The organism is Micromonospora sp. NPDC007230 (assembly GCF_042869115.1).
Classification (GTDB): domain Bacteria; phylum Actinomycetota; class Actinomycetes; order Mycobacteriales; family Micromonosporaceae; genus Micromonospora.
On sequence record NZ_JBIAFE010000058.1, the window covers coordinates 1 to 9,232 of the forward strand.

The 9,232-nt window shown below is 69.0% G+C and carries 8 protein-coding genes and 1 pseudogene; 5 read left to right on the forward strand and 4 right to left on the reverse strand.

Going from position 1 to position 9,232, the window contains the following annotated elements:
* The 3 genes and pseudogenes from ACFYML_RS36205 to ACFYML_RS36215 all read left to right on the forward strand — a co-directional run.
* A pseudogene (locus tag ACFYML_RS36205) lies at positions 1–85 on the forward strand (IS5/IS1182 family transposase); the annotation flags it as partial.
* A 1,056-nt stretch (positions 86–1,141) separates the two neighbouring features.
* A complete protein-coding gene (locus tag ACFYML_RS36210) occupies positions 1,142–1,978 on the forward strand; it encodes a DUF5994 family protein (protein ID WP_387424944.1) in 837 nt (278 codons plus the stop codon).
* Between the two features lie 394 nt (positions 1,979–2,372).
* Positions 2,373–2,561 (forward strand): hypothetical protein, encoded by a 189-nt coding sequence (locus ACFYML_RS36215; RefSeq protein ID WP_387424945.1) that lies wholly within the window; start codon positions 2,373–2,375, stop codon positions 2,559–2,561.
* A 414-nt stretch (positions 2,562–2,975) separates the two neighbouring features.
* On the opposite strand, the gene ACFYML_RS36220 is transcribed toward ACFYML_RS36215, so the two are convergent.
* Complete coding sequence (locus ACFYML_RS36220; protein ID WP_387424950.1) at positions 2,976–3,200, reverse strand: hypothetical protein; 225 nt, start codon at positions 3,198–3,200, stop codon at positions 2,976–2,978.
* Between ACFYML_RS36220 and ACFYML_RS36225 the strand changes: the two genes are divergently transcribed.
* Complete coding sequence (locus tag ACFYML_RS36225) at positions 3,173–5,167, forward strand: SpoIIE family protein phosphatase (RefSeq protein ID WP_387424946.1); 1,995 nt, start codon at positions 3,173–3,175, stop codon at positions 5,165–5,167. The genes ACFYML_RS36220 and ACFYML_RS36225 overlap by 28 nt on opposite strands.
* A 59-nt stretch (positions 5,168–5,226) precedes the next feature.
* Here ACFYML_RS36225 and ACFYML_RS36230 read toward each other — a convergent pair whose 3' ends face one another.
* From ACFYML_RS36230 to ACFYML_RS36240, 3 genes are all read right to left on the reverse strand, one after another.
* Complete coding sequence (locus ACFYML_RS36230) at positions 5,227–5,901, reverse strand: class I SAM-dependent methyltransferase (RefSeq protein WP_387424947.1); 675 nt, start codon at positions 5,899–5,901, stop codon at positions 5,227–5,229.
* A gap of 89 nt (positions 5,902–5,990) precedes the next feature.
* Positions 5,991–7,016, reverse strand: coding sequence for a fatty acid desaturase family protein (locus ACFYML_RS36235; RefSeq protein WP_387424948.1), 1,026 nt, complete (start codon positions 7,014–7,016; stop codon positions 5,991–5,993).
* Between the two features lie 79 nt (positions 7,017–7,095).
* Positions 7,096–7,299: a cold-shock protein gene (locus ACFYML_RS36240; RefSeq protein WP_073838824.1), complete on the reverse strand. Its 204-nt coding sequence runs from the start codon at positions 7,297–7,299 to the stop codon at positions 7,096–7,098.
* A gap of 660 nt (positions 7,300–7,959) precedes the next feature.
* Between ACFYML_RS36240 and ACFYML_RS36245 the strand changes: the two genes are divergently transcribed.
* Positions 7,960–9,141 (forward strand): low temperature requirement protein A, encoded by a 1,182-nt coding sequence (locus tag ACFYML_RS36245; protein WP_387424949.1) that lies wholly within the window; start codon positions 7,960–7,962, stop codon positions 9,139–9,141.
* The last annotated feature ends 91 nt before the right edge of the window (positions 9,142–9,232 follow it).

A 9,232-nucleotide genomic window follows, 5' to 3' on the forward strand; every position in this document is an offset into this window, starting at 1 on the left:
GCGCTGCTGCCCCCGCCGCGCCACCGCGATCGTGCAGGCCATCCTCGTCCTGCACCACGTCGAAGCGAACCGCTACGCAGGATGAAAATGGCTCACTAACTGTTAGTGACCGCTCGGCACCTAATCGGCGAAGAATTCAGGCACGCTGAGGCAATACGGAACAGTGCAAATCATGAACCGCGACGAAGCAATCGAAGCCGCGAAGCAGCCCGTCGACTGGACCGACGCAACCGTCGACACCACCGCCAGGAAGGTCGCGATGGTCTATCCACCCGCCTGCCTGACGACCTCCTACGATCATGCTTCGCCGCCGCCATCCACGACCTGCCCTCCGTGCCGCAGGACCAACTCCGCCGCCGATTCCTCGACTGGCTGCCCCACCGACCGTCCGCCACCTAACCCTTTGAACCGCACCCAACATGGTGGAGTCCTCGGGCTGTTTCGCTAACGGCACCTCTCTTGTCAACCTGTACCGCCCGGGGGCTGTCGACGAGTACGCGGACGTCGAGCAGAGGAGCCCGATCATGCAGCTGGCCGCGACCGACAACCACGCCATCGCCTGGGCCGTACACGACGTCGGATCGGCTTGTGGTTCGGCGGCCGTCGGTCACCTCGGTTTTCGCGGCCTGCGGAACCCGGCCATCTCGCGCACCTACGCGTCGTCGGACGGGCGCCGACAACGGACCGTTCGGGGTGAGCCCTGGCCCCCTATTGCGGCATCACCGATCTAACCGGCCCGAACAGGCGTAGGCTGGGGCTATCCCGGAATCGACGACATCCCACTCCTGAGGTGCCCGCCACGCCGGCTCCGCCCGAGGGGATGCCATGTTCGTACCCGAAGCACCCGATCCGCAGCGGCCCGACCGACCTCCCGCCGTCGGAGTGTGGGGAGCACTCCCCCTCCCACCGGGCCGGGTGCCGTTGACCCGCGCCGGCGCGACCCGGATCGGCGTCCGCGCCACGGCGCGCCGCCCGCGATCGTCGCCATGGTGATCCGCACCGCCCGCATCGCCCAGCTGCAGCGCCGCCACTGGCGACGACCCGGCCGTACGGGTCGGCGAACCGGCACCCGCCCGGCGGTTGGCGCGACCCCGCGCACGACCCCACCGCTACGCCGCGGTCACGGCGATAAGGATCCAACATGACGCCATCGACCAGCGCCCTCGCTCCCCCATCGCCGCCATCGACGCCGCGCCTGCGGATCGAACCGACCCGGTCCGCGCGCACGCTGCTCGACGGCGGCTGGTGGCCCCGCTCGACAGATCCGCTCGCGGAGCTGCCCGGCCTCGTCCTCGCCATCGACCTGCTGCACGGGCCGATCGTCAGGCTGCTTCTCAACACCGAGATCTGGGACGGCAACCCACGCCGCCTGACCGTCGGCTGCAGGGTGCTGCGGTTGGGCTACTTCACCAGTCAGCCCGCCAGCCTGCTGACCGCCATCTGCCTCAACGAGGATCGGGTCGACCTGCTGGTCGTCCCGCCGGATACCCCGGTCGACCTGGCCGAGGCGGCGATGGCGCGCGCCGCCACCGCCGGCAACATGGTCCATGCTCCGCAGCTGCTCACCGTCGCCGCGCATGAGGTCCGGGGCGACGGCCGACAGAGCGGGCTGACGCGCCTGGGAGGGCGTGGCGGCCGTCTCCGCACCGCCCCCGGCGACCTTGCCGCGGTCGCTTCCCGCATAGCCGATGCTGGACCCGCCGGACGGTCTGTGCCAACGGAACCGGCGCCCGCGCCGACAGCGCCTCCGCGGAGGCAGCGAAGGACCGGCAATCTTCCCACCATCGCCACCGAGGAGCAGATCATGACAATCGCCCGGCACACGATCGTCTCCGCGCTGCGTCGGCGCGGCCAGCACACCAGGGCCGACTGGGTCGAGCGGGAGCTGCCGGAGCGGGTCGACACCACCCGGCACGCCGGGCTGCTCGCGACCCTGCGTCTCGACCCCGCCGAGCTCGGCGAGTCGACAGCTCGGTGAGAGTGGCCTTGCTGGGACCGGTGGCCTGGCGGACGCCGCCGCGCCACTACGGCCTGCGGGAACAGGTGACCGGCCTCCGGGCCGGGGGCTCGTCGCGCGGGGCGGTCGTCGCCCAGCCTGACCGGCTCCCACCGCACGATCCGCCACGACCTCAGGCACGCGGGAAGGAGCACACGGATTCCTTGTTCGCCGCAGCGTTGACCTGGGTCCAGGCGTGGCCCACCAACCCGCACCGTTCGTCGATATCGCTGCACTCGTTGGCGAGATCCAGCACACGCCTGGAGCAGCGCCCCGCCGCGTCGGCCGGTTTCTGACGAGCCGACGTCATCCCGGTCGCCGGGACTGAACTGCCTTCATGTCGCACCGAGCAGCAGGACTTACGGAGACAACCCCCATGCGCTACCTCAGCGACGTCAACCTGCGCGCCGTACTCAACGTCCTCATTGACAGATCCGGTGGCACGGTGGAGATCAGCAACGAAGAACTGTACGACGCGATGCTGCCAGACCACAGCCACGGCGAACGCGTGCTCATCGAGGAAACAGAAACCGGCCTCAGACTGTCCATCGTTGCTCGCCGGTAGGCCGGCCGTGAAACGTCAAAGCCGCCAGGTCCCCGGACCGCGCGTCGCCGAACTCCTCGGCGAGCGCTGATCTCCAGTTCGCCGCCATACTGACCGCAGAACCTGCGGATTTCGCGCGACCGGTGAGCCCGCCTGGCGACTCTCGGTCAGAGTACACGGACAACGCCGTGCGCGCGAACGAAAACAGGGAACTCGGCTGGCCAAGGAACAATTACCAAGTCCAGTGCCAATTCGACGTCGGCATGGGCTCGGCATCAACACGGCACCTTTTGCAACTACGCCCTTGCATTGTCCAACGATCACAGCACGGGCGCGGGGAACAGGCTCGTGCCGCCGGCGCGGCGGAGTCCCCCTTGGGGCGGGGATGGGCAACACTGTCACGGCAGCGGGCGCCCGACGTGATCTGCACCGATGTCAGGGCCTGCCCGCGTCGACGTGCAGGCCTGTCGTGATCTTGACGTCCTTGTCCTGCTCGGCAAAGCTCGCCGGGTCACCCGTGACGCGGTACGTGGCTCCCACCGAGATGTGGACGCACAGGTGGATTGAACCTGGGATCAGGGTAGGTATGACATCGTGCGGCCTGTTCAGGTCCAGACGAGGGGCAACGGTCAGTGGCAGAAGCGGATCAACACTGGTCATCCGGCGATCCCCGGAAGGTCCTTGAGGCGTTCGAGCAGCTCCCCGGGTTCGTGTGGGTCTTCGAGGGTCCCGACCTGCGGGTTGTGGCCGCGAACCCGGAGGTACGCGCGGCCGTCGGCAATCGCCGTGACCTGATCGGGGAGCCGTTCAAGCAGGCGGTGCCGGAGCTCGCCGGCCAACACATCTTCGAGCTCCTCGACCAGGCCCTGCACGGCACCCGCACCCAGGGCTACGAGCAGCGGATCCTGACAGACCGGCACGGCGGCCGGAAGCTCGAGGAAACTTTCTACACCTTCGACATCGCCCCCTGGCGCGACCCGGGCGGGTCGATCCACGGTGTCATCGTGCAGGCGGTCGACGCCACCGACGTGGTGACCGCCCGACGCGCCGCCGAGTCTGCCGCCACCACCTCCGAGCAACGCTACCGCTACGCAGCCAGCCTGATCTTGGAACTTCAACGCAGCCTGCTGCCCAAGGTCCTGCCCGTCCTGCCCCGGGTTCAGGTCGCCGCCCACTACCTGGTCGCCGGTAGCGACCTCGTCGCCGGAGGCGACTGGTTCGACGTCGTTCCCCTGCCCGACGACCGCATCGCCCTGGCCGTCGGCGACGTCGTCGGGCACGGCGCCGCCGCCGCGGCCGCAATGGGTCAGCTACGCGCCGTCGCTCTGCAGGCGCTACGCTCCGGCAGCACCCTGTCTCAGACGCTGGCCGTCCTTGATGACTTCGCCGGCCACAGCACTGCCACCCGCGCGGCCACGACGTGCATCGCGGTGCTCCACCCGGTGACGGGCACCCTGGAGGTCGCCAGCCACGCCCATCCTCCGCCGCTACTGGTCGACGCCGCCGGCAACACCACATTCATGCCCCTGACCCCGGCGAGTCCGCTTGGTACGCGGTCCGACCCGGCCACCGTCCACACCACCCGACTTGCCGCAGGGGACGTCGTACTGCTCTACACCGACGGCCTGATCGAACGGCCGCACCGCAGTCTGCGCGAGGGCGCCCACTCCTTGGCCACCGCCGCTTCAGCGGCCCGGCACGACACTCTCCACGAGAACACCTCCGTTCCCGACCGGCTGCCCGACCGGATCTGCACGCTCGTCACCGAACGCCTCATGCTCGCCGACGGCGGCTACCGCGACGACATCACGATCCTGGCCGCCTACCTCCTGCCCGAACCCGTCACACCCCTGCATCTCACCCTGCCCGCCGAGCCGGCCGCGTTGCGCCCGTTGCGCAGGCAGCTGATCGATTGGCTGAGCACGATCGGTGCCAGCGCCGAGGACATAAGCGACCTCATTCACGCCGTGGGAGAAGCAGCCGGCAACGCCATCGAACACGCCGATTCATCCGACTCGCCCGCGGCCTTCTCCGTGGACGCCGTCCTGGACGGTGACGGCGTCGTTCACCTCACCTGCGCCGACCGGGGACGATGGCGCCCAGCACTGCCCGATCCCGGGAGGCGCGGTCGCGGACTGGCGATGATCCGCGGTCTCGTCGACCATCTGGAGGTCGTCCGCACCGACGTCGGCACCAGCCTCCGCATGCGCCACCGCCTCGGTCGCCCGACCATCGTGACCAGCGGGGCCGTGCATCCGAGGGCTACTCGCCGCCGCAACCCCATGGTCGATGAGATATCGATTCACGTCATCGAAAGCCCGGACGGGAAGACGCTCGAAGTGCACGGCCCGGTGGACGTGGTCACCACCTCCCGACTGCACGCCGCGATCCTGCAGGCCAACCGGGGCGGTGCTCTACCCCTCATCATCGACGTCAGCGCGGTCAGTCATCTCAGCAGCGCGGGCGTGCAACTCCTGCACCGCCTCGCGGCGGACTTGGACCGCCTGCGGGTCGCCGCCGAACCCGGCAGCCCCGCCGAGGCGGTGCTGACGCTGACTGGCCTGCAGGACCTGCTCACGCGCCCGGCACGCCCAGCCTCTGAAGATGCGGGACCCAGGCTCGAGTGAACGGCCGGCGCGTTTCCGCCCCGGCCCGGCCGGGCGCTCGCAGAGGTGGCCGCTGAACGCTACCCGGTGGGGCCGAGCACCGAGACCTCGGTGATTTCGGCGTCCTCGGCGGCGCCCAAGCCGCGTACCTGGTAGCTGGTCAGTACCTTCAGCCATCGGTCGGGCAGGTGCCCGCGGCCGGGATCACCGACAAGGACACGCGCGCCGCGGTCGGCGGCGCGGTGTAGGAACCCCAGCATCCGCGCGGCCAGTTCGGGGTCGTAGAAGGCGTCGCCGGCGAGGATCACGTCGGCGGGGCCGCCGTCGCCGTCGAGCAGGTCGCCCTCGTTCACCGCCAGCGTGACCGCGTTGGCCGTGGCGTTCATCGCGACGGCCGCCAGTGCGTACGGGTCGATGTCGTTGGCGGTCACCTCGGCGGCGCCCGCCTTGGCGGCGGCGATGGCGACCAGACCGGACCCGGACGCCACGTCGATCACCCGTCGGCCGGCCACCACCTGCGGATGGTCCAGGACGTACCGGGCGAGGGCCTGGCCGCCGACCCAGGCGTTCGCCCAGAACGGCGTGAGGCCCGGCCCGACGCGCGCCTCCAACCTGGCCCGCAACAGGATCGCGTCATCGGCCAGGTGCAGGCGGATCTCCGGTACGAACGGAAGATGCGCGAGGTGCAGTCCGTCGAACTCGTCGGCGCGGAACGCGACGAAGGGCGTGAGCAGGGCGCCGGTCGGCGTAGGCAAGACATGCTCCGTTCATGATGGTGGCGGTGAGCCGGGCACCGGCCTCGTAGTACATGTGCGCGGTGCGGTTGCCGGTCAGGCGACCGGTTTCAGGCACCCGCCGGACAAGGAGTACGTCCGACCGCGTGCAGGTGGCGCAGCGCCTGGGCGTACGACTCGAACAGGCCCGTCTGACAGTACGTGAGGCCGTGGCAGCGGCAGAACGACTCGACGATCGTCTGCGCGCGCCGCAGGTTCGACCGGGGCATGCTGGGGAACAGGTGGTGCTCGATCTGGTAGTTCAGGCCGCCGAGCATGAAGTCGGTCAGCCAGTGGCCGCGCACGTTCCGCGAAGTGAGCACCTGGCGGCGCAGGAAGTCGGTGCGGTCACCGGCGGCGAGGATCGCCATACCTTTGTGGTTCGGCGCGAAGCTGCACCCGAGGTACAGCCCAAACAGGCCCTGCTGGACGAGGATGAACACGACCGCACGGACCGGCGAAAGTATCAGGAAGACCGCGCCGAGGTAACCGATGACGTGGCTGGCGAGCAGCACCGACTCCCATGCGCGGGGGCGTCCGCCGCGGCGCAGCAGGGCACGCACGCTGTTCACGTGCAGGCTAAGGCCCTCCAGCAGAAGCAGCGGGAAGAAGAAAAATGCCTGGTAGCGGTACGCGAACGCGGCAACGCGCCCGCGGTCTCCGGCCTGGCGGGAGGTGAACGCGAGCGCCCTGATCTCAAGGTCCGGGTCGGCACCGTCTGTATTCGGGTGGGCGTGGTGCCGATTGTGCTTGTCCACCCACCAGCCGTAGCTCAGCCCGATGGCCAGATTGCCGTGCAGCAGCCCGAGCACATAGTTCGCCCGCCGGGACGCGAAGATCTGCCTGTGTCCGGCGTCGTGCCCGAGGAACCCGAGTTGAGTGAAGACGAACGCGAGGAAACCGGCGACGATCAGCACCCACCACGAGTCCCCGATGAGCGCGAAGGCAGTCCAGCCGGCCGCGAACAGCAGACCGGTGATGGCGATCTTCCAGACGTAGTACCCGGTGCGACGCTCCAGCAGTCCAGCGCCACGGATCTGGCGCAGGAGATGGGCGTACGCGCTTCCGCTGCCGGTTTGCGGCGGCGCTATAAACATGGGCGCCTCCCGGCGGGTGCTGCGCCGACGCCGACGCCTGCCAACCATCGAGGGGCGGTAGGCACGCGCCGGCGGTGGTTCAGATGGCGCGGATGTTCGCGGCCTGCGGGCCCTTGGCTCCCTGCGTGATGTCGAACTCGACCCGCTGGTTCTCATCAAGGCTGCGGAAGCCGTTCGAGGCGATCGCCGAGAAATGGGCGAACAGGTCCGCGCCACCGCCGTCCGGGGTGATGAACCCGAAGCCCTTGTCCGCGTTGAACCACTTCACAGTGCCGACAGCCATGTCTTCTCCTTGGAAGGCTGGATTCGGGACCCACACCGTGCGGGCCCCGACGTCGCGGTGTTGATCGCCCACATCCGGAGATGACCGGAAAATACCAAGCGCCGAGGATCGGATATCCGCCACGCGCTGGCGAAATTCGGAAAACAACTGCAACGGGACTCACCGTAGCACGCTCGGATAGGGCACAAGCCGGACCACATGAGGCACTTCCCCTTCCCCGAAGCCCACGCCCTGGTCGCCCGGCAGAGCGCAACACGGTGTGCACCAACGCGCCAACAACCGCGACGCGCACCCTCCTGCCGCTGATCCTGGCCGTCGTCTGCCTGGCGCCTACCCCGCTGCCGCGGGCCCTGATCGCCACCGCTGCTCACGTCGCCAGGGCAATGCGCCCTTCGGCGCGGCCACACTGAGCCGTTTCACCCTGAGCAGCGGCTGGTCTCGACGCCGTACAGGACGAGGACGGCCTGCACGACCGCTTCGCCCGGCGGAGGCGGCAATGCGCTGTCGTTCCTGGGTACTCGGCGGTTCAGTCCCGTATACAATTGGCCCGAAAGGGGCGGCTTGTCAGATTATGATCGTGTTTAGGGGCAGCCGGGCGGCGGAGTATCGAGGCGAGCCGCCGATTGCCGTTGGCCGACCGTTCGCCAGATCGGGCGGCCTGTGACGAACGACCGGGCGGTGGGGCTGACCCGCCAGGCCGAGGGACCGCAACGAGCAACCCTGTTAGAGCTGTTCCTCGATCTGGTCTTCGTTGCCGCGCTCGCCCTGACCTCGCAGAAGCTGGCCGCTGATCTGACCTGGCCCGGCGCTTTTCAAACCCTGGTCCTGCTGATGGCACTCTGGTGGGTCTGGTCGGTCACCGCGCTCACGACCGACCTCTACCTACCGCATCGGCCACCGATCTACCTCATGACCATCTCGGTCATGTTCGGCACCATACTGATGGCCGCCGCGCTGCCCGCGGCCTTCACCCGCGACGCCGTGGTCTTCGCGGCCGCCTACGTGGCGATCCACCTTGGCCGCAATCTCTTCTTGGCGCCCGTCTTGCGGGGACCGCAGCCACGTCGACACGCGGCGCGATTTCTCTTCTGGTTCTCCGTCTCGGCCGTGCCGTGGCTCGCCGGAGCCACCATGGCAGGCACCACGCGTGGCGCGCTGTGGACGGCGGCCCTTGCCCTGGATTACGGGTCGGCCTGGCTCCGCTACCCCACACCCCGGCTCGGTCGGATACCCAGCTCGCAGTACCGGCTAGCGGCCGAACACCTGGCCGAGCGCTACCAACAGTTCTTCACTCTCGCCCTCGGCGACCTCATCCTGGTCCCCACCCTGACATTCGCCGGCCGCGGATTCGCGCTCGACCGGACCGTCGCGTTCGTGCTCACGTTCGTCACCACCGTGCTGCTGTGGCAGATCTACCGCCAACGCGCCGGGGTCCTGCTACAGGCCGCCATCGAGTCCTCCCGTGACCCAGGCCGGCTCGTACGGTCAGCGCCCTACACCCACCTGATCATGGTCGCCGGCGTCGTCGTCGCCGCAGCCGGAGCCGAAACCATCATCCGCCACCCCAGCGGCGACACCACCCTCGGGCTCGTCGCCGTCATTCTCGGCGGGCCCGCGTTGTTCCTGGCCGGCCGAGCCCGATTCGAGTACGAGGTATTCAGCCGAGTCTCCCCATCCCGGCTGGTCGCACTGCTCGTCCTGGCCCTCGCCGCGCCGGTGATGGTGTACGTACCACCGCTGGGGGTCGCCATCGCCGCGAACCTGGTCCTGGCCGGAATCGCCACCGCGGACATCATTCGCGCCCACGGCCGCCCACCCGAAGCACCATCCCCCGCCTTCTAGGGCGTGTCCTGTCGATCATGGATGGGCAGTCCTGGTCATGACATGCTTCGGGCGTGTACTGGACCGAGGATCGCCGGCGTTTTGAGCGTCT

Coding starts and splice junctions, on each gene's coding strand:
- ACFYML_RS36240 (WP_073838824.1), bottom strand. CDS start 7,299: ATGGCTGTCGGCACTGTGAAGTGGTTCAACGCGGACAAGGGCTTCGGG.
- ACFYML_RS36210 (WP_387424944.1), top strand. CDS start 1,142: ATGACGCCATCGACCAGCGCCCTCGCTCCCCCATCGCCGCCATCGACG.
- ACFYML_RS36220 (WP_387424950.1), bottom strand. CDS start 3,200: ATGACCAGTGTTGATCCGCTTCTGCCACTGACCGTTGCCCCTCGTCTG.
- ACFYML_RS36215 (WP_387424945.1), top strand. CDS start 2,373: ATGCGCTACCTCAGCGACGTCAACCTGCGCGCCGTACTCAACGTCCTC.
- ACFYML_RS36235 (WP_387424948.1), bottom strand. CDS start 7,016: ATGTTTATAGCGCCGCCGCAAACCGGCAGCGGAAGCGCGTACGCCCAT.